The 19558-nt window shown below is 68.3% G+C and carries 23 protein-coding genes, 1 pseudogene and 1 riboswitch; of the genes and pseudogenes, 5 read left to right on the plus strand and 19 right to left on the minus strand.

The genetic code is table 11. The annotated features are described in order from the left end of the window. From ACREEF_RS13420 to ACREEF_RS13470, 11 genes and pseudogenes are all read right to left on the minus strand, one after another. Positions 1-315: pseudogene (locus ACREEF_RS13420) on the minus strand (energy transducer TonB); the annotation flags it as partial. A gap of 4 nt (positions 316-319) precedes the next feature. Further along, positions 320-793, minus strand: coding sequence for an ExbD/TolR family protein (locus ACREEF_RS13425; RefSeq protein ID WP_431566076.1), 474 nt, complete (start codon positions 791-793; stop codon positions 320-322). 3 nt (positions 794-796) lie between these two features. Then, positions 797-1558, minus strand: a complete 762-nt coding sequence (tolQ, locus tag ACREEF_RS13430; protein WP_431566077.1) for a protein TolQ — start codon at positions 1556-1558, stop codon at positions 797-799. A gap of 298 nt (positions 1559-1856) precedes the next feature. Then, entirely contained in the window at positions 1857-2309 is a 453-nt protein-coding gene (gene ybgC, locus ACREEF_RS13435) for a tol-pal system-associated acyl-CoA thioesterase (RefSeq protein WP_431566078.1), read from the minus strand. A gap of 132 nt (positions 2310-2441) precedes the next feature. After that, a complete protein-coding gene (locus tag ACREEF_RS13440) occupies positions 2442-2828 on the minus strand; it encodes a hypothetical protein (protein WP_431566079.1) in 387 nt (128 codons plus the stop codon). A 74-nt stretch (positions 2829-2902) separates the two neighbouring features. Beyond that, positions 2903-3928 (minus strand): Holliday junction branch migration DNA helicase RuvB, encoded by a 1026-nt coding sequence (gene ruvB / locus ACREEF_RS13445; RefSeq protein ID WP_431566080.1) that lies wholly within the window; start codon positions 3926-3928, stop codon positions 2903-2905. Between the two features lie 160 nt (positions 3929-4088). Then, complete coding sequence (gene ruvA / locus ACREEF_RS13450) at positions 4089-4712, minus strand: Holliday junction branch migration protein RuvA (RefSeq protein WP_431566081.1); 624 nt, start codon at positions 4710-4712, stop codon at positions 4089-4091. Continuing rightward, on the minus strand, positions 4709-5227 hold the full coding sequence (gene ruvC / locus ACREEF_RS13455) for a crossover junction endodeoxyribonuclease RuvC (RefSeq protein WP_296175803.1): 519 nt from the start codon (positions 5225-5227) through the stop codon (positions 4709-4711). Before ruvC ends, ruvA begins: the two co-directional genes overlap by 4 nt. A gap of 80 nt (positions 5228-5307) precedes the next feature. Further along, positions 5308-6012 carry an MgtC/SapB family protein gene (locus ACREEF_RS13460; protein ID WP_431566082.1) on the minus strand — a complete coding sequence of 235 codons (705 nt, stop codon included), beginning with the start codon at positions 6010-6012 and terminating at the stop codon, positions 5308-5310. A 61-nt stretch (positions 6013-6073) separates the two neighbouring features. Further along, positions 6074-6772: an MgtC/SapB family protein gene (locus ACREEF_RS13465; protein ID WP_431566083.1), complete on the minus strand. Its 699-nt coding sequence runs from the start codon at positions 6770-6772 to the stop codon at positions 6074-6076. 34 nt (positions 6773-6806) lie between these two features. Next, positions 6807-7361, minus strand: a complete 555-nt coding sequence (locus tag ACREEF_RS13470; RefSeq protein ID WP_431566084.1) for an energy transducer TonB — start codon at positions 7359-7361, stop codon at positions 6807-6809. Positions 7362-7508: 147 nt separating this feature from the next. On the opposite strand from ACREEF_RS13470, the gene ACREEF_RS13475 reads away from it, so the two are divergent. After that, positions 7509-8183 (plus strand): hypothetical protein, encoded by a 675-nt coding sequence (locus tag ACREEF_RS13475; RefSeq protein ID WP_431566085.1) that lies wholly within the window; start codon positions 7509-7511, stop codon positions 8181-8183. A 6-nt stretch (positions 8184-8189) separates the two neighbouring features. Here ACREEF_RS13475 and ACREEF_RS13480 read toward each other — a convergent pair whose 3' ends face one another. Next, positions 8190-8963, minus strand: coding sequence for a YebC/PmpR family DNA-binding transcriptional regulator (locus ACREEF_RS13480; RefSeq protein ID WP_431566086.1), 774 nt, complete (start codon positions 8961-8963; stop codon positions 8190-8192). Positions 8964-9085: 122 nt separating this feature from the next. Here ACREEF_RS13480 and ACREEF_RS13485 point away from each other — a divergent pair, with 122 nt between their 5' ends. Next, positions 9086-9295 carry a hypothetical protein gene (locus tag ACREEF_RS13485; RefSeq protein WP_431566087.1) on the plus strand — a complete coding sequence of 70 codons (210 nt, stop codon included), beginning with the start codon at positions 9086-9088 and terminating at the stop codon, positions 9293-9295. On the opposite strand, the gene ACREEF_RS13490 is transcribed toward ACREEF_RS13485, so the two are convergent. After that, positions 9292-9729: an acyl-CoA thioesterase gene (locus tag ACREEF_RS13490; protein WP_431566088.1), complete on the minus strand. Its 438-nt coding sequence runs from the start codon at positions 9727-9729 to the stop codon at positions 9292-9294. The genes ACREEF_RS13485 and ACREEF_RS13490 overlap by 4 nt on opposite strands. Positions 9730-9806: 77 nt before the next feature. On the opposite strand from ACREEF_RS13490, the gene ACREEF_RS13495 reads away from it, so the two are divergent. Further along, a complete protein-coding gene (locus ACREEF_RS13495) occupies positions 9807-10949 on the plus strand; it encodes a zinc-dependent alcohol dehydrogenase family protein (RefSeq protein WP_431566089.1) in 1143 nt (380 codons plus the stop codon). On the opposite strand, the gene ACREEF_RS13500 is transcribed toward ACREEF_RS13495, so the two are convergent. The 5 genes from ACREEF_RS13500 to ACREEF_RS13520 form a co-directional block, all read right to left on the minus strand. After that, positions 10946-11791 carry a ribokinase gene (locus tag ACREEF_RS13500; protein ID WP_431566090.1) on the minus strand — a complete coding sequence of 282 codons (846 nt, stop codon included), beginning with the start codon at positions 11789-11791 and terminating at the stop codon, positions 10946-10948. The genes ACREEF_RS13495 and ACREEF_RS13500 overlap by 4 nt on opposite strands. After that, positions 11788-12723 (minus strand): nucleoside hydrolase, encoded by a 936-nt coding sequence (locus ACREEF_RS13505; protein WP_431566091.1) that lies wholly within the window; start codon positions 12721-12723, stop codon positions 11788-11790. Before ACREEF_RS13505 ends, ACREEF_RS13500 begins: the two co-directional genes overlap by 4 nt. 45 nt (positions 12724-12768) lie before the next feature. Beyond that, positions 12769-13332 (minus strand): hypothetical protein, encoded by a 564-nt coding sequence (locus ACREEF_RS13510; RefSeq protein WP_431566092.1) that lies wholly within the window; start codon positions 13330-13332, stop codon positions 12769-12771. Beyond that, entirely contained in the window at positions 13298-14053 is a 756-nt protein-coding gene (locus tag ACREEF_RS13515; RefSeq protein ID WP_431566093.1) for an aspartate/glutamate racemase family protein, read from the minus strand. The genes ACREEF_RS13510 and ACREEF_RS13515 overlap by 35 nt, the downstream gene beginning before the upstream one ends. Positions 14054-14253: 200 nt before the next feature. Next, positions 14254-14706, minus strand: a complete 453-nt coding sequence (locus tag ACREEF_RS13520; protein ID WP_431566094.1) for a GNAT family N-acetyltransferase — start codon at positions 14704-14706, stop codon at positions 14254-14256. Positions 14707-14762: 56 nt separating this feature from the next. Further along, a riboswitch (TPP riboswitch) is annotated at positions 14763-14872 on the plus strand. Between the two features lie 68 nt (positions 14873-14940). Here ACREEF_RS13520 and thiC point away from each other — a divergent pair. Then, the gene (gene thiC / locus ACREEF_RS13525) at positions 14941-16860 is read left to right on the plus strand and encodes a phosphomethylpyrimidine synthase ThiC (protein WP_431566095.1); all 1920 of its coding nucleotides are present in this window, start codon (positions 14941-14943) and stop codon (positions 16858-16860) included. Positions 16861-16881: 21 nt separating this feature from the next. Here thiC and ACREEF_RS13530 read toward each other — a convergent pair whose 3' ends face one another. Next, the gene (locus ACREEF_RS13530; protein WP_431566096.1) at positions 16882-18534 is read right to left on the minus strand and encodes a hypothetical protein; all 1653 of its coding nucleotides are present in this window, start codon (positions 18532-18534) and stop codon (positions 16882-16884) included. Between the two features lie 219 nt (positions 18535-18753). On the opposite strand from ACREEF_RS13530, the gene ACREEF_RS13535 reads away from it, so the two are divergent. After that, the gene (locus ACREEF_RS13535; protein WP_431566097.1) at positions 18754-19536 is read left to right on the plus strand and encodes a hypothetical protein; all 783 of its coding nucleotides are present in this window, start codon (positions 18754-18756) and stop codon (positions 19534-19536) included. Positions 19537-19558: the final 22 nt, after the last annotated feature.

A 19558-nucleotide genomic window follows, 5' to 3' on the forward strand; every position in this document is an offset into this window, starting at 1 on the left:
AACCGGAGGCGTCGGCTTCGGCGTCGGACGCGGCGGCGCAGGCGTCGGACGCGGCGCGGGCGGCGTCGGCTCGGGCGGGACCGGTTCCGGCGGCGTCACGACCGGCGCGGTGGCCCCGTCCTCTGGCGAGGGTTCGGGCTGTGGATTGTCGGCGGACGCGGCGGCGATCTCGATGTCCGAGACGATCGACACCGGCACCGAGTTCACCAGCGGCTTGGGCTCGTCTTCCTTGGACGACCACGACGCCAGGGCGAGCGCCACCACCCCCGCGTGCAGGGCGATGGATCCCAGGATGGCCGGTGACGGGCGACGCAAACGATCAGCCCTCCGCCGCCCCGTCAGCGGCCGTGTCAGCGGCCGTGTCGGTGATCAGGTTCAGCTTGGTGAAGCCCGAGGCCGACAGGCGCGCCATGACGCGGGCCACGGCCTGATAGGGCGCACGGCCGTCGGCGCGGATGAAGACGGCCTTGTCGCGCGCCTTCTCGCCGCCCTCTTCGGCCACGCGGATCGCCAGGTTCTCCCAGCGGACTTCGCCCTCGCCGATGAAGATGGCGCCGTTCTGATCGATCGAGACCGTGATCGGCTTGTCGGTCGTCTCGACCGCTCTGGCCTCGGTCTTGGGCAGCTCCACCGGCACCCCGACCGTCAGCAGGGGCGCCGAGATCATGAAGATGATCAGCAGCACCAGCATGACGTCGACCAGCGGCGTGACGTTGATCTCGCTTAAGGGACGCTTGCGCGCGCGGCGCCGACCGCGTCCGCCCGAGCCGCCTCCTCCTCCACCCATGGCCATGGGTCAGACGCTCCGACGCAGGTTCAGGTCGGCCCCAGAGGACGGGGGGGGCGGCGGCGGCGGCGGGGCCGAGGGCGCGCCCAGACGACGGGCGATGGCCGACTGCAGATCGTCGGCGAAGCTCTCCAGACGGCCGGTGAACTTGCCCGCCGACACCGAGAAGGCGTTGAAGGCGATATAGGCCGGGATGGCCGCGCCCAGGCCGATAGCCGTGGCGAACAGGGCTTCGGCGATGGCCGGCGCCACCGTCGTCAGATTGGTGTTGCCCGCCGCCGCGATGGCGTCAAAGGCGTTCATGATGCCCCAGACCGTGCCGAACAGGCCGATGAAGGGCGAGGCCGTGGCCACCACCGACAGCACGCCCAGACCGTTCTCGATCTTCTGGCTCTCGCGGGCGATGATGGCGTCCAGCCCCCGGTCGATGCGGGCGATCAGCATATTGCCCTGCGTATCCGTCAGGGCCCCGCGCGCCCGCACTTCGCGCCAGTCCTGCAAGGTCGTGACCAGCATCCGCGGCAGGGGATCGGCAGGCCGGGCCCCGGCTTGCGCCGCCACGTCTTCCAGCGACCGGCCGCTCTCGACCTGCTTCTCGAACTCGGTGGCGCGGGCGTTCATGCGGGCGAAGCGCACGCCCTTGTCGATGATGATGGTCCAGGACCAGACCGAGGCTGCGGCCAGGCCGACCATGACCGTCTGCACCACCCAGTCGGCGGTCATGAACAGCTCGATGGGATTCAGCATGGAGGCGTCGGCGGGCAGGGTCATACGGCGTCCTTGGGTCAGATCCGGGTCGTCCGACCTTATCGAGCGGGCGGACGTGGCGGTTTCATGGCGGCGGGTCTAGCGGGCGTCGGCGCCCGCGTCACGGGGGCCGCGTCTGACAAGCGCGTTATTGCGAGGCTACAACATTCTTCCTTCTCCCCTTGAGGGAGAAGGTGGACGGCGAAGCCGGACGGATGAGGGGTGCGAAGACGCTGCTTCGCGGCTTCCCATCAACCCTCGCGCCGACACCCCTCATCCGGCCCTGACGGGCCACCTTCTCCCTCAAGGGGAGAAGGGAGGATCAGCCGCCCTCCCCCGACAACCACGGCGTCACCAGCTCGATCAACCGCTTGCTCGGCCGCCTCGGCCGCCCGTCCAGATGGATGCAGACGGCGACCACGTCGGCCCGGCACAGCACCTCGCCGTCGCGCTCGACCGTCTGGCGGATGATCAGGCGCGGCCCCTTGATGGCCTCATAGCGCGTCCGCACCACCAGGGCGTCGTCGATCCGCGCCGGCTTGAGGTATTTGATCGCCAGGTCCGACACGACAAAGGCCAGCGGCTCGTCCTGCTCCAGCAGTTCGACGTGCCCCACCCCCGCCAGCCGCAGGAAGTCCGACCGCCCCCGCTCGAAATAGCGGACATAGTTGGCGTGGTAGACCAGACCGGTGAAGTCGGTGTCCTCGTAGTAGACCCGCACCGGCAGCAGGTGATCCTGCCCGTCGAAACGGCCGGCGGTCGGTTGGTCGGTCATCGGTCAGCCCTGAACGGAAGTCGTCGCCGAGGCCTTAGACCATTTTCGGTTCAGTCGGAATCGACTGAACCCAGAACAATGGTCCAGAATTATGCTGGAGCGAATATCCGGGTTTAGTTGGACTGCGTCCAACTAAACCGATTTCGCTCTAGCCGTCGATGCGGTCGCATTGAAGCCCGGACAGAACTGCGCCTTCATCTCCGCGAACTCGGCGCCCAGCGGATCGTCCCCCATCAGAATGCGGTTGGGCCGCGAAACGAAGGCCACGGCCTGTTTCTGTCCGGCGATCCCGGCGTAGCCGCAGACGGCGCGGCGCTTGCCGGTCTCCAGATAGCGCACCTCGGCGTCCGGCCCCATCTGGGCCCTGACCTGGCTCAGCGCCCGCTCGGCCGGCGTCGCCTGCTTCGGCCCGAAGCGCGCGCCCTGGCTGACGGCGACCAGACTCAGCGCGCCGAGCAGCAGCACGATCGCGCCCAGCACGGCGATCTTCTGGTCCGTCCCGATCCCGCGTCGCGCCATCGCCCGTCTCCCTTCCCCGGCAGCATGGCCGGGTTTGGCGGACGGGTGAAGCCCTTTTGCGAATCGCTTGCGATCTACTTCCCGAACAGGTCCGGCGGCGGCGCGGGCTGAACCTTCGGCGCCTCCAGCCCCAGATGCTCATAGGCCCGCGCGCAGGCCACCCGCCCGCGCGGGGTGCGCATGATGAAGCCCTGTTGCAGCAGATAGGGTTCGATCACGTCCTCGACCGCGTCGCGCGCCTCGGCGATCGCGGCGGCCAGCGTGTCCATGCCCACCGGCCCGCCGCCGTAGTTCTCGATCAGGGCCTTGAGGAAGCGCCGGTCCAGACTGTCCAGCCCCTGCTCGTCGACCTCCAGACGGGCCAAGGCCCGCGCCGCCGCCAGCCGGTCGATCGTTCCCCCCTCGGCGTCGGCGAAGTCGCGCACCCGGCGCAACAGACGCCCGGCGATGCGCGGCGTGCCCCGCGCCCGGCGCGCGATCTCCATCGCCCCGTCCTCGGTGATGGCCGCACCCATCTTGCCCGCCGCGCCGCGGATCACCGCCGTCAGTTCTTCCGGCGAATAGAACTCCAGCCGCAGCGGAATGCCGAACCGGTCCCGCAGCGGCGTGGCCAGCAGCCCCGCCCGCGTCGTCGCCCCGACCAGGGTGAAGGGCGCCAGATCGATGCGCACGCTGCGCGCCGACGGCCCCTCGCCGATGATCAAGTCCAGCACATGGTCCTCCATCGCCGGATAGAGGATCTCCTCGACCAGCGGCGACATCCGGTGGATCTCGTCGATGAACAGGACGTCGCGCGGCTCCAGATTGGTCAGGATGGCCGCCAGATCCCCCGCCTTGGCCAGGATCGGCCCCGAGGTGGCGCGGAAGCCCACGCCCAGTTCGCGCGCCACGATCTGCGCCAGCGTCGTCTTGCCCAGCCCCGGAGGCCCGAACAGCAGGACGTGATCCAGCGCCTCGGACCGGCCGCGCGCCGCGTCGATGAAGACCTTCAGATTGCCCTTGGCCGCCGACTGGCCGACGAACTCGCCCAGGGTCTGCGGCCGCAGGGCGCGGTCGTGCTGCTCGCCGGGCGCGGCCTCGCCCGAGATCACCCGTTCCATGCGACGCGCCTCCCTCTGCCGTCATCCTCGGGCGCCCAAAGGGCGACCCGGGGACCCAGACCTTTCGGCGGCAGGCCGTTTGCGAAGACAGCGCGAACTTCAAACGTCTGGGTCCCCGGGTCCGCTGCGCGGCCCGAGGATGACGGCGAATGGAAAGCTCTCACCGTCCCAGCTCCTGCAGGGCCGCGCGGATGACCGCCGGCAGCTCCGCCTCATCGCCCAGCCGGATCAGGGCCTGATCCACGGCGCGGCGCGCATTGATCTCGGCGATGCCCAGCCCCAGCAGGGCCGCGACCGCCTCGCCCGTCACGCTCGGCGGCGGCGGGGCGGCGGCGACCTCGGCGTGGACGCCCGGCGCGCCGGGCGCGAAGTGGGCGTCGCCCAGAGCCTTGCCCTTCAGTTCGGTGACGATGCGCAGGGCCAGCTTCGGCCCCACCCCGTTGGCGCGGCCCACCGCCGCCTTGTCCTCGCGCGCCACGGCGCCGGCCAGTTCCCCCGGCGGCAGCACGTCCAAGACGCTCAGCGCCGCCTTCGGCCCCACGCCCTGGATGGCCAGCAGCACGGTGAAGGCCCGCCGCTCGTCCCGCGTCAGGAAGCCATAGAGCCGCGGCCCCGCGTCCTCGCTCCACTGGCTGTGAATATAGAGGGTCGTCTCGTCGCCCGGCGCCGGCAGACGCCCCAGCGTCCGCGCCCCGCAGGTCGCCACATAGCCCACCCCGCCGCAGTCGATCAGGCACTCCGCCTCCCCGACCTCGGCCAGAACGCCTCTCAGACGACCGATCATGCCGCGCCCCTCAGGCTCGCGCCCAGACTCAAACTCCGCCGATGGTGGGCGTGGGTGATGGCCACCGCCAGCGCATCCGCCGCGTCCGCCTTCACCTCCCCCGCCGCGGGCAGCAGCCGCTTGATCATGAAGGCCACCTGGCTCTTGTCCGCCTGACCGGCGCCGACCACCGCCTTCTTGACCAGGCTGGGGGCGTATTCCGCCACGCTCAGGCCCGCCCTTGCAGGGGCCAGCATGACCGCCGCCCGCGCATGGCCCAGCTTCAGCGTCGAGGCCCCGTTCATGTTGACGAAGACCTCCTCGATCGCCGCCTCGTCACACGAATAGGCCGCGCAGATCGACCCGACCTCCTCCAGCAGATGCAGCAGCCGCTCGGGGAAGGGTGCCTTCTCGGCGGGCGCCACCACCCCGTGCGCGATCCAGCGCAGGCGGCTGCCCTCGCTTTCGATCACGCCCCAGCCGGTGCGGCGCAGGCCGGGGTCCAGCCCCAGGATGCGAGTCGTTTCGTTCGCCATCCGTTCCTATTGCCCCAAAGAGGGTTAGCGAACAATGACCGGAGGCGGAACCGCCCTTGATCGTCCCCTCAGTCGTCCCCTCAATCGTCTCTGGGCATGACCGAGAACCCCGCCAGCCCGCCCTGCTGCGCCAGCCGGGTCGACAGGTCGTCGACCCTCAGCGGCATCGGCCCGCGCGCCTTGATGTGGTGTTCGTGGATCAGGCCGTCGTGGCTGACCACATGGCCGATGCGCACGGGCTTCAGCCCGCTGTCGCCCAGCAGGCCGCGCAAGGTCGCCTCGCCCGGAACCGCCTCGCGGCTCCAGCGCAGGGTCACGTCCATCACCCCGACGTGCGGCAGGCGGGCGTCGAGGAACCTCAGGATGGCCAGCACCAGCAGGGTCGCGCCCCCGGCGATCAGGGCCAGGTCCCACATCCCCACGCCGAACATCATCCCCACCGCCGAGGTGGTCCACAGCGACGCCGCCGTGGTCAGGCCGTGCACCGAGAAGCCCTCGCGGAAGATGACCCCGGCGCACAGGAAACCGATGCCGGTCAGGATGCCGTGCGACATCCTTGTCGGGTCGATCACCAGCCTCTGGTCCGGCAGGGCGACAAAGGCCCAGGTCGCCTGATGCATGGCCGCCAGCATCAGCACGCAGGACGTCATGCACACCAGGATGTGGGTGCGGAACCCGGCCGGATGCCCGTGATAGGTCCGCTCGATCCCGATCAGACCGCCCGCCGTCATGGCCGCCGCTATCGGCGCGATCAGAGCCCAGTCCAATGTTCCGACCGCCGTCATGTCCGCCTCTCAAGCTGCACAGGACCGCTGACCGTGGACCGCGCCGCGATTTGCAGCAAGCCTAGTCGTCGCGCGGGTCCAGCTCATAGGCCGTGACCCCCGGCAGGGCGCACAGCCGCGCCGCCAACGCCTTCAGCTCGGCCTCGTCCCTCGCCTTGATCCGCCAGCTGCGCCGCACGGTCGCTCCATTGTCGATCAGTTCGAAACGGTCGTGGCGCGGGGCGGGGTCGACGGCCTTCAGCGCCGCCTCGACCTCGGCCTCGGGCGAAGCGCCGTCGCGGCGCCAGCGCACCTCAACATCGGTCAGGGTCCGCGCCGGCAACCGCACGCTGACCAGCCGCAGCACCAGCAGGATCAATCCCGTCATGACCGTGCCCACGACGCCCAGGGCGAACAGCCCCGCCCCGAACAGCAGGCCGATGGCCGCCGTGATCCACAACGACGCCGCCGTCGTCAGCCCGTGAATCGAAAACCCGGTGCGGAAAATGACGCCCGCGCACAGAAAGCCGATGCCGGTCAGCACCCCGTGGGCCATCCGCGTCGGGTCGGTGACGATGTTCTCGCCCGGCAGGGCGCGGAACGCCCAGTCGGCCTGGGACATGGCCGCCAGCATCAGCAGGGCCGAGGCCAGGCTGACCAGGATATGGGTGCGGAATCCGGCCGCCTGCCCGCGCCACTCGCGCTCGACCCCGATCAGGCCGCCCGCGACCACGGCCCCGGCGACGGGCAGGACGAAGGACTGGAGGTCGGACGCATTCATCCCACGGCAACGGTCGGCCGCCCCGGCCCGTTCCCTAATGCAGGCGGTAGCGGACGGTGAAGGCGACCTCGCTTTCGGTCGGTTCGCCGTCGACCAAACGCGGCCGAACGCGCGCCCGCATCGCGGCCTTGACGGCCTGGGCGCCGAAGCCGACTCCCGGCGGCGTTTCCTCGGCGACCCGACAGGCCCGCACACGCCCCTTCTCATCCGTCTGGCAGATCAGGCGCACCGTCCCGCCGTCCGCGCCCGCTTCCAAAGCCGCGCGAGGAAACTCGGGTTGCGGCGCCCGCAGCCAGGCCGGATCGGTGATCGCCCGCCCTTCGTCGCTCATATAGGGCGCGGGCGCGGGGCTGGGCTCGGGCGGCACGGGATGGGACGGCAGGGTTTCCGAACGCGAGGCCTCGGGCGCGGACGGCATTTCGAAACTCACCCGCGTGTTGGCGAGCAGCCACGCCGCGCCCCAGGCCGCCCAGGCCAGCAGCAGCAGGGCCGCCGCCCAGACGCCCAGCGTGATCCACAGCCAGCGCCGCCCCTCGACCAGAGGCGCAGCCCCCGGCAGATCCAGTCCGGGATCCCGCTCTTCTGTCATCCGGCCCTCCCCGCCGTCTCTCGTCGATCCGCCTTAGCGCGCCGAGCCGGCGCGGGAAACTCAACCGACCTGCACCAGGCCACGCTTGCCGGTTCGCGGCGAGAGGCGCATTCTTGGCCAATCTGCGATAGCCGAAAGGAGGCCGCCATGCGCGCCGCCCTGTTCGTTGCGTTTCTCGCCTGCCTGCCCCCTCTCCTCGCGACGCCCGCCGCCGCCGCTCCCGCCCGCCAGGAGACGCGCGATCAGTTCATGGAGCGCTGCACCCTGGCCCTGGCCCGGACCGCCAATATGGCGAGCTACGCCGAGGGCGCCTGCGCCGAGCAATGGCCCAAAATCACCCGCGCCAATCAGATGGCCGACGCGATTCTGTCGCTGTTTGTCGCCGGGACTCCGTCCGCGCTCGATCCCGCCGATGTCCAGCGGCGCGCGTCGATGGTCCGCTGGCGCTCGCCGTCACAGGGCCAACTGGCGGACCTGAACGTCGAGGCGACGCGCACGCCCACGACGCGGATCGTCTTCAACTGGTCGGCGACCGGCGAGCCCGTGCCTTTCGATCCGGTCGAGGCGCTGCGGGTGCGCGGCGCGGCCGTCGATCCGATCGGCTGCTACACCTTTGGCCTGGGCGAATCCAACAGCGTCTGGCGCGTCGAGGCGCCCGGCCACGTTCCCTTCGCCCTGACCGTCTATCGCCGCGAGGCGCCGACGGCCTCGGCCATGTCGCACATCACGGTCAGCGCCGACGCCGAACGCAACATCCCCGCGCTCGACGACCTCAGGGCCGCCGAGCCGGGTCAGGACTGGATGGAGACCTGCCCTCAGTGAGGGCGATCAGCCCGCGTACTTGGCCGCGTCTTCGTCCGAGATGTCTTCGTTGGAATAGACCGACGACACGTCGTCCTCGGCGTCCAGGGCGTCCAGCAGCTTGAACAGGGTGCCGACGGCTTCGCCGGTCACCGGCACTTCCGACTGCGGCTTCCACACGATGGCGGTCGACTTCGGGTCGCCCAGCACCTTGGACATGGCCTCGGCCACCTCGTTCAGGTCCTCATAGGCGGTCCAGATGGTGTGGCCCGGCGCGTCCTCATAGATGTCGGGCTTGACCAGGTCGCTCTCGACGTCCTGGGCGCCGGCCTCGATGGCGGCCTCCATGACGGCGTCTTCGCTGCCGGCCTCGGCCTTGTAGATGATCTGGCCGACCTTATCCCACATGAAGGCGACCGAGTTCATCTCGCTCAGGGCGCCGCCGTTCTTCTTGAAGGCCGCGCCGATGTTCGAGGCCGCACGGTTGCGGTTGTCGGTCAGGGCTTCGACGATGATGCCGACGCCGCCGGGGCCCCGGCCCTCGTAGCGGACCTCTTCCATCGTATCGACATCGCCGCCGGCGGCCTTGTTGATGGCGCGCTGGATGACGTCCTTGGGCAGGCTTTCGGCCTTGGCGTTGTTGACCGCCAGACGCAGGCGCGGGTTCAGCGCCACGTCGGGCATCCCCGACTTGGCGGCGACGGTGATGTCGCGCGACAGTTTGGAGAACAGCTTCGACCGCTGGGCGTCGGCGCGCCCCTTGCGGTGCATGATGTTCTTGAATTTCGAGTGGCCGGCCATGAATCTCGCTGCCAGATTTCTGAAACGTGAGGCGAGGCCTTTACTGGATGTGCGATCCTCTGTCACGACAGGGAACCGCCCGACTGCGCCGGGGATTTAGCGCAGGCGATAAGGAGACGCTCATGGCCGCCGCCGACGACACCTATCTGGACGACGCCTACGACGAAGGCCTCGACCACGCCCACGCGGGCGAGATCGTCGAATGGTACGCCAAGCGCCCGGTCACGGTCTCCACCGCCGCCGCCACCGGCTCCATCGTCGCCGCCTTCGCCCTGGGCGCCCTGACCGCCGTCGGAACCCTCTTCCTGCTGCGCCAGTACGACGAGCGCTAGGCCGCGCTCAGCCTTTCCAGAAACAGACGCAGCGCCTCAGGGATGGCTGCGGGCCGCATCGTCGCCCGCGTCACCCTGACGTGGACGAAGAAGCCCTCGGCCGTCGCCTCATCCTCGTCGTTGCGGAACAGGCCGACCTCGTAGCGGATGCTGGACGACCCCAGCCGCCCGACCCGCACCCCGGCGTGGATCACGTCGGGATAGGCCGCCGAGGCGTGAAACCGGCAGCCTGATTCGGCCGCCACCCCGATGACCTCGGACCCGGTCACGTCCAGCAGCCCCGCCTCGATCAGCAGCTGGTTCACCGCCGTGTCGATGAAGGCGTAGTAGGCGACGTTGTTGACGTGGCCATAGGCGTCGTTGTCGGCCCACCGCGTCGTCAACCGCACGAACCGCGCGTAGTCGCCGCGCCTCCCCCGGCTCCGCTCCGTCATCGCCGCCTCCCCTTGACGCCCCTCTTAGCGCCCCTTGCGTCAAGCGCCTAGCCTGCCAGCAGATGGGAGCCCTGACCATGCCGACCGCCACCCGCGCCGCCGTCCTGCGCCACGTGGGCGCCGCGCGCCCCTACGCCGACAGCCGCCCCCTGGGCGTCGAGACCGTCACCCTCGACGACCCCGGCCCTGGCGAGGTCCTGGTCGCCGTCAAGGCGGCGGGTCTGTGCCACTCGGATCTTTCCGTCATCAACGGCGACCGTCCCCGCCCGCTGCCCATGGCCCTGGGCCATGAAGCGGCGGGCGTGGTCGAGGCCCTGGGCGAGGGCGTCGCCGACCTCGCCGTCGGCGACCACGTCGTCATGGTCTTCATGCCGTCATGCGGCCACTGCAGCCCCTGCGCCGAGGGCCGCCCCGCCCTGTGCGAGCCGGGCGCCGTCGCCAACGGCCGGGGCGAACTTCTGACCGGCCGCCGCGCCCTGCACGCGGGCGCCGAGACCCTCAACCACCACCTCGGCTGCTCCGCCTTCGCCGAACGCGCCGTGGTCTCGCGCCGTTCGCTGGTGAAGATCGACGCCGATCTTTCGTTCGAGCACGCCGCCCTGTTCGGCTGCGCCGTCCTGACCGGCGTCGGGGCCGTGGTGAACACGGCGGGCGTCCGCGCGGGCCAGTCGGCCGTGGTCGTCGGCCTCGGCGGCGTCGGCTTGGCCGCCGTTCTCGGCGCCCTGGCCTCGGGCGCCTCGCCGGTCGTGGCCGTCGATCTGTCGGAGGACAAGCTGGCCCTGGCCCGTTCGCTCGGCCCAGCGCCTGGCGTGGTCCAGACCGTCAACGCCGCCGATCCCGACGCCGTCGATCAGGTCCGCGCCCTGACCAGGGGCGGCTCCGACTTCGTCTTCGAAATGGCCGGCTCGGTCCGCGCCCTCGACAGCGCCTGGCGCATGACCCGGCGCGGCGGAACCACGGTCACCGCCGGCCTGCCCCCGCCCGAGGCCGCGCTCGCCGTCAACGTCGTCTCTCTGGTCGGCGAAGAGCGCACGCTGAAGGGATCCTACATCGGAACCTGCGTCCCCGTGCGCGACATCCCCCGCTACGTCGCCCTGTTCCGCCAGGGCCGCCTGCCGGTCGACCGCCTGCTCAGCGGGACGCTGGCGCTGGACGACATCAACGCCGCCTTCGACGCCCTGGCCGACGGGCGGGCGGTGCGTCAGGTGATCCGGTTCTAGCCCGCCAGCAGGGCCTCCACCTCTTCGCGCGTCCCCAGCGACGGCTGCGCCCCCGGCCGGGTCGCGGCCAGGGCCCCCGCCGCGCAGGCGAAGTGCAGGGCCGCGTCCGGCGTCATCCCGTCCAGCAGGGCCACGACGATGGCCCCGACGAAGGCGTCGCCCGCCCCCGTCGCGTCGACGGCGTGAACGCGCGGCGGCGTAGCCCAGGCCATCTCCACCCCGCGCCGGTACATGACCGCCCCGCGCGCCCCCTTGGTCACCACCACCAGTCCGCCCCCGACGTGCAGGGCCTCGCCGTAGAAGGCGGCCTCCGTCTCATTGACCACGATCAGGTCGGCCCGCCGCAGCAGGGCCTCCGACACCGGGGCTGCGGGCGCCAGGTTGACGCAGACGAAGTCCGTCGCCCGCCCCACCGCCGCCTCGACCGTCTCGATCGGCAGCTCCAGCTGGGCGATCAGCGGCGTCTCGATCCGCGACGGCAACTGTTCCGGCGTGACGAAGTGATTGGCCCCGGCGGCGACCACGATCTGGTTCTCGCCCGAGGGATCGACGGCGATCAGGGCCACCCCGGTCGGCGCCGCGATGTCCGTCTCGACGCCCGACAGGTCCACCCCGTGCGCCAGCATCAGCGCCACGGCCGCCCCCGCCATCTCGTCCTCGCCCACGCGACCAATGAGACTGACGTCCGCCCCCAGCCGCCGCGCCGCCAGCGCCTGATTGGCGCCCTTGCCGCCCGCGTGGCGGGCCAGGCTTGCCCCCGTCACCGTCTCGCCCGGCGCCGGCAGGCTGGGCGCCGAGGCCGTCATGTCCAGATTGATCGACCCGACGACGGTGATCCTCATTGGCCTGCTCCCAGTCTTTCGGTGATCAGGGCGAAGACCCCGTCGGCATCGGCTCTTGTCGCCCAGAAATGGTTCGCCGTCGCGGCCTCGACGCGGAACTCCACCGCCGTATGGCCGCGCGTCAGCTCGCTCTGCGTCTCCACCTCGATCCGGCACGGCGCCAGCTCGAACAGCTCGGGCTTCGCCAGCCAGGCCACGGTGCAGGGATCATGCAGCGGCCCCGCGTCCCAGCCGACAATCTCGCGCTCGGTCCGCTGCGAGAAGCGCAGCATGGCCGCCGCCGTCCGCGCCGAGGCCGTGTCCACCGCCTCGATGGCGGCGATCCTCTCCTCCGTCGCCCGCACCTGGTGCGTGGCGTCCAGTCCCATGACGATCATCCGGCAACCCGACGCAAAGACCTCGGCCGCCGCATCCGGGTCGGCCCAGATGTTGAACTCGGCGCTGGCGGTGATGTTGCCGCCTTCCGAGCGCGCCCCGCCCATGACCACCACCGGCCCCAGATGCGCCGCCAGCCTCGGCTCGGCTCGCATCGCCAGCGCCAGATTGGTCATCGGCCCCATGACGGCCAGGGCCACGGACCCGGCGGGCCGCGCCATGACCAGCCGCACGATGGCTTCGGCGGATGTCCCCTCGCCGACCGACGCCTCCGGCTCGAACGGCGCCAGATCGCCCAGACCCTCGGCCCCGTGGAACTCGCCTGCCCCGGCCGGTTCGCGCTTCAGCGGTCGCTCGGCCCCCTTGAAGACCGGCACGTCCTCGCGCCCGGCGATCTGGCGCAGGATGCGGGCGTTCCTCGCCGTCTGCACGGCGCTGACATTGCCGCCCACCGTGGTCACGGCCAACAGGTCGAGGTCGTTCGAGGCGAAGGCGGTCAGCAACCCCGTGGCGTCGTCCACGCCGGGGTCGCAATCAATGATGAGGGACTGTTTCACCCGACGGGTGTGCCGCGTGACGGCGCGCGAGGCAACACGCCGTCATCACGACGCGGTCCTCAGCCCCTCGATCTGGTCGTAGACACGCCGGGCGTTCTCCACGCCCAGGAACTGCGGCGTCTCCGACAGGCTCGGAACCCACAAGGCGAAGCTGGAACGGAAGCTCTGCCCCCCGAAGAAGCTCTGGAGGCCAGGATCGCGTCCGAATAAGATGTCCCCGCGTTCACCGCGCGGCTTGAACCGGACCTGATCCATCTTGCCGATATCCACCGTCGTCACGTCGCCGCCAAAGCCGCGCTGAAACACGATGATGCGGCGGTCCGTCAGGGCGTACTCGATCCGTGATCGGATCCAGGCGTCATGGATCAAGCGCCCGACCGTGACGTAGATCGCGGCGACCCCGAAAATCAGCGGAAACAGGACAAACGGAAATCCACCTGCGGCCGAAAGCCCCCCCGACACCAGGAACATCAGTACCCCGCCACCCCAAAGCAGGCTGACGGGCACCATGAACAGGTCCTGCCCGCCAAGGCGCAGGCCCTGCTGCGGCTTGCCCCGCCACAGCAGCTTCTCATCAGCCCGAATATAGCTGCTGATCGTTTCGGTCACGCTCATCCCCCAGGCAGTTCGCTACGCACACGCGAGCCAGCACCTCGGCCGAGTCGGTCAACGGCACAACCACGTTCGTCGAATCCAGCAGCAGCGGCACCTCGGTGCAGCCGCCGATGATCCCTTCGGCCCCCGCCGCGACCAGGGCCTCGGCCAGCCCTCGCATGGCCGCCCTCTGCTCGGGCCCCACGTCGCCCGCCTTGACCCCGAACACCACGCTCATGAAGCGCGCCCGGTCGGCCTCTGACAGCCGCACCATCTCCACACCCTCGTCTTCCAGCGCCGCCGCATACAGGGCCTCGCCGCCCGGCGTCGCCAGCACCCCGATCCGCGTCGCGCCCCTCGCTTTCGCCGCCCTGTCTTTCGCCGCCCTGGCCGTCTCCGCCACCATGTCGATGAAGGGCAGGCCCGCCGCGCGGATCGCATCCGCGTGGGCGTGGGCGGTGTTGCACGGCATGGCCAGGACCTCGGCCCCGGCCGCCCTCAACCGCACGGCCATCTCGCCCAGGGTCCGCCCCGCCGCCTCCGGATGGGTATGCCGGTTCGGCACCTGCGGGTTCATGTCCAGGACCACCCGCACGTGGTCCTCGTCCCCCTTCGCCGGGGTCAGGGCCTGAACCCGCGCCAGAAAGGCCACCGTCGCCGCCGGCCCCATGCCGCCCAGAACGCCCAAAGTCTTCATGCCGCCCGCCTGTGACTTGCCCAAAAACACATCTTTCATTCCGTCGCCGCCTGACGAAAACGCCGGTTCGGCGCCCCGCGTTCAACAATGATGGCTAATGCGCGAATTCTTGCGGAACCAAGTTTCGGGTCTGTTGTTATTGCATCGGACACGTCGGACGCCCCCCAACCCCGATGTCGTCTGTGGCGGCCCGGCCTTAACGCCCCCCCGACTGAGAAGCCGGGCCGCCCCCCTCTCCTTCAATCCAGCCTCAACACCATGTCCCAGCGATCAATGCCGGGCGCATAGCCGTCGGGCGTGACCTTCACCGCCTCAAAGCCGAACCGCGCATAGAACCCCTGCGTATGCTGGCTGGTGTTCAGGATGACGCGCCTGATCCCCGGCGTCGCCCGCGCCGCCGTCAGCCGCGCCTCGGTCAGCACCCGCCCCAGCCCCTGGCCGTGCAGCGTCTGGTCCACCATGCCCCAGCACAGGGCGACGCTGATCCCGTCCGGCTCGACCGCATGACCGCCGCAGCCGACGATGCGCCCGTCGCGCTCGATCACCTGATAGGGCCAGCGCAGCGCCTCATCCTCCAGAAACCCGACAAAGCTGTCGCGCTCGCTCACGTCAAAGAAGCGCGGCGTATTGCTGTCGAACAGGGCCAGACACCCGGCCATGTCCTCGGGTCCATAGGTTCGGGAAAGGATCATTCCCCTTCCTGCCACGCCCGCCTCGCTTGACCTACCCCCGAAACGGGCTAGGGTCGCGCCGTTCTCCGGGGGGTCGCAATTGAGCGGCTGAGATTGAGGTTTTTCCTCTGACCCGTCGAACCTGATCCGGGTCATGCCGGCGAAGGGATGGGAAACGCTTTGGTCGCTGGCGGCTTTACGCCATGGGACCGCCTCGCCCGACGTCGGCGGACCTCTTGAAGCACAGAGGCCGCCATGAACATCAACGTCACGCCGACGACCGAACAGCCGCACGAGCCCAATATCGAGCTCCCCCTGGCCGAGGCCCGCAAGGCCGTCGAGGCCGAGACCGGCCGCATCCCCACCGGCCCGCGCGCCGGCGGCGTGAAAGTCTTCGTGGCGGGCGAGCTCTTCCCCGACATCCGCGTCCCCTTCCGCGAGGTCGCCGTCCACCCCAGCGCCAACGAGCCGCCGGTGACGATGTATGACAGCTCCGGCCCCTACACCGACCCGGCCGTGACTATCGACATCAAGAAGGGCCTGCCCCGCGTCAAATCCAGCTGGCAGCTGGACCGCGGCGACATCGCCCCCGTCGCCAATCCTCGCGAGGTCAAGCCCGAGGACAACGGCCACGCCAGCGGCAAGCACCTGGCCCCCCGCTTCGACGTCTCCAACCATCAGGTCTTCAAGGGCGTCGAGGGCCGCCCCGTCACCCAATACGAATACGCTAAAGCCGGGATCATCACGCCCGAGATGGAATACGTCGCCATCCGCGAGAACCTGCGCCGCGAGCAGAACGCCCCCTGCATCCGCGACGGCGAAGACTTCGGCGCCGCCATCCCCGACTTCGTGACCCCCGAGTTCGTGCGTCAGGAAATCGCCCGCGGCCGCGCCATCATCCCGCACAACATCAACCACCCCGAAGTCGAGCCGATGATCATCGGCCGCAACTTCCTGGTGAAGATCAACGCCAACATCGGCAACTCGGCCGTCCTCTCCAGCGTCGACGACGAGGTGGACAAGCTGGTCTGGGCCACCCGCTGGGGCGCCGACAACGTCATGGACCTGTCGACGGGCCGCAACATCCACAACATCCGCGACTGGATCATCCGCAACTCCTCCGTCCCCATCGGCACCGTGCCCATCTATCAGGCGCTGGAGAAGGTGAACGGCATCGCCGAGGACCTGACGTGGGAGGTCTTCCGCGACACCCTGATCGAACAGGCGGAACAGGGCGTGGACTACTTCACCATCCACGCGGGCGTGCGGCTGCCCTTCGTGCCGATGACGGCCAAACGCGTGACGGGCATCGTCTCGCGCGGCGGCTCCATCATGGCCAAGTGGTGCCTGGCCCACCACAAGGAGAGCTTCCTCTACGAGCACTTCGAGGACATCTGCGACATCATGCGGGCCTATGATGTCAGCTTCTCGCTGGGCGACGGCCTGCGCCCCGGCTCCATCGCCGACGCCAATGACGAGGCCCAGTTCGCCGAGCTGCGCACCCTCGGCGAACTGACGAAAATCGCCTGGGCCAAGGGCTGTCAGGTCATGATCGAAGGCCCCGGCCACGTGCCGATGCACAAGATCAAGGCCAACATGGATGAGCAGCTCAAGCACTGCCACGAGGCGCCCTTCTATACGCTTGGCCCGCTGACCACCGACATCGCCCCCGGCTACGACCACATCACGTCCGCCATCGGCGCGGCCATGATCGGCTGGTTCGGCACGGCCATGCTCTGCTACGTCACGCCGAAAGAGCACCTGGGCCTGCCCGACCGTCAGGACGTCAAGGACGGCGTCATCACCTACAAGATCGCCGCCCACGCCGCCGACCTGGCCAAGGGCCACCCCGCCGCCCGCATGCACGACGACGCCCTAAGCCGCGCCCGCTTCGAGTTCCGCTGGGAGGACCAGTTCAACCTCGGCCTCGACCCCGAAACCGCCCGCAAATACCACGACGAGACCCTGCCGAAGGAAGCGCACAAGACCGCCCACTTCTGCTCCATGTGCGGCCCCAAGTTCTGCAGCATGAAGATCAGCCAGGATATCCGCGACGCCGCCAAGGCCCAGAACGACGCGGGCGGGTCGCTGGCCGCTCAGGAAGCCGAAGCAGGCATGGCCGAAATGAGCGCCAAATTCAGGGCCGGCGGCGGAGTTGTGGAGGTGAAGGTGTGAGGGGGAGCCCCACACGACACCCTATGATGTAAGATTATTCCTCAGATGAGACGGCATCTTGCCTACAACGTGCCTCTTTTTTTCATCATCCCAGAAGTAATATATTCGGATTTGATTTGAATTATCGTACCCTTTTCCAAACTTGATATGATCATACATCACACGAGTGCTTCCATCATAAGGAACAGAGTAAGATTGGTTGTTTCGAGCCTCATCCCTGTTCACGAAACACCCACTGTCCTTCATCCCCAACTCCGCAAGCTTCCTATGCGCCTCAGAACGGAGGCCGCTATCGTGATTTCTACGTGCTGGCGTCATATAATCACGCATAATAACTAGCGCACTTTCAATGCGCTCCAGCATGCTAACATGGCCATTCTTACGACAATCCTTGAGCGCTGCTTGATGGATGTAAACACAATCGCCCAGGACTTCGTCGCTCCAATCCTCGAGATCGGCATACGATAAAAGACGCCGATCAACAGGGGCCTGGTCGCCCGCCTCTGCGCCGTCTTTATACCCGTGCTCCAGCGCATTAGCCTTAGACTCGAGTCGAGAAACCTCTAACTTGAGGCGTTCAACCTCCCTCTCAGCATCAATTCTTTGATCTTGTTCAGATTGAGCCAAGCTTTGCCATGTATCACGCTCTTCAGCGTATTCAGCAACCTGCTCTTCAAGCAGAGCCAGTTCAGCTTTTAGCTGGTCACTTTCCGTGCCAATTTTTTGATCGAGAACGCGCCGCGTGGCGAGATCACGAACTCGCGCGTAACGATAAAAGGGCCTGTCAGGATTTTCTTTTAGAAACGCGACCTTCAGAGCGCGATCAGCAATCTGCCTCTGCAAATTTTTTGCATTATTCGACTGCCCGACCCAGAGAGGATGATCAAATGGATCTTCAGCATCTTCAGTGAGACCGGGATTATAAATTCGAACGGCACCGTTGAACACAGACATGCGCCGCCCGACATTCCGGGTCATTTCCCAAGACGCTTCGTGATCTAGCTCAACGATGTGCGCTGCACCGCCAATCCGGCTAGCAATGCGAGCAGGCGTCAGATTAGCATCGACCTTATCTCCTGCGGAACAAACAATCACAGGCAAGCGTCGATCAGGCCGATAGAGAAGCTCCAAAAACTCAGGAACATCTCTCTGAGTTGTTGTCGTGATTTTGTCTGACAACGAGCGGTTATCAGCCTCACACGACAGAGACTCCAGTATCTTTTGCACCAATCTCGGCCGCGTGGGCTCGAAGGGAGGGCACTCGTTACGCATGACACAGGTTAACTGAGCCCCAAAGCGCACCTTCTGCCCGACCCTCCGCTCCACAAAGAACTCCGACACCCAAGTCCGAGGATAATCCGGGTCAGGAAAGTCCAATCTTGCTGTCCACAAGGCACCGTCCGACGCTTCAAGTCTTAGAGCCTTTGCTGGGTTCGCCCCGAGCACATCCGATATATCAAACGACTCCCCCTTTCCGGCTTCGCCAGGCAGGTTGATACCGGATCTGGGCCTTTGACCGCGACGGGGAGCTTCGCCCATCCAGTTGATGGCTAGCGCAATGCATTTGTCGAATGCGGACCGGTCGGTAACATCGAAATTGATACGTGAAACAGGACGAATCAGGGATCGCTGCTTGAGCAGGGGCGACAGAATTTCGACAGATGCAGCTTGCAAGAATCACCCCCAAATCTTTGTTCGTTATCATTTTGAGCGTCTAACGCTCAGCATACAAACCTCAAGGTGCTCGGTTGGTAATCGGTGCCTATTCTACCCTTCACTTTCCTCTCCGGACCGAATGGCCAGATGGCGGCCGAGTTGATAAGCGCACCCGCCCCCGTCCGATCCTGACGCACCCGTCCGCCAACCTCCTTCCCGCAGGCAGGAGGAGGCGAGATGGACGACGCGCGGGAGGCATATTGGCACGAGGGCGAGCCCCGGATCGTCGCCTCGGGACGGTGGGAGCAGGACGAGTTCGGCGACACCACCTACATCCCCGACCATGTCCGGCCCTCGACCGCCGCGCGGGCCGAGGCGCCCGACCCTGACGACACCGGGCGCGGCCATGACCATGAGGAGCCGGAAGCGCGGGACGGCTATCGCGTCCGCTCCGGGGCGATCTGGGCGGCGGCGCGGCGCGACTATCTGGCCGGGGACGCGGCCGAGGCCGTCTGCGCCCGCTATGACCTGAAGCTGGGCACCCTGCGCTCCCGCGCCGCGCGCGAGGGCTGGCGCCGCAGCGACATCGAGGACGTCTGGCCCGATCCGCAGGACGACGACCCCGCAACGCCCTCCGCCCCGCCCGACCTGGCCCAGATGGCGGCCCAGGCCCTGATGCGGCTGGACCGCGCCGTGCGACGCGGCCGCGCCGTCGAGGCCGCCTCCTGGCTACGCACCTGGCGCGCCCTGACCGACCCCGCCCTTCTGGCCGCAACCATACCCGACCCCGAACCCGATCCCGAACCCGATCCCGCCGCCACGCTGGAAGCCGACCTGAAAGCCGTCGCCGAGGTCGCCCGCGACGCCGCCCGCCTCTCCCCCGACGACCACGCCGGTCGCCGCGCCATCGAAACCCGCATCGCCGCCCTCAAGGCCCGCCTCGACCCCGAGGGCCGGATTTCAGACGATTCAGACGAATTGGACTCTGTTTTTCCGGCTGAGGAACCGGCCCCGCCCTGACCCCACTTCCGTCATCCTCCGG

Origin of the sequence: Brevundimonas sp., assembly GCF_050729455.1 — a bacterium.
In the GTDB taxonomy this organism is placed as follows: Bacteria; Pseudomonadota; Alphaproteobacteria; order Caulobacterales; family Caulobacteraceae; genus Brevundimonas.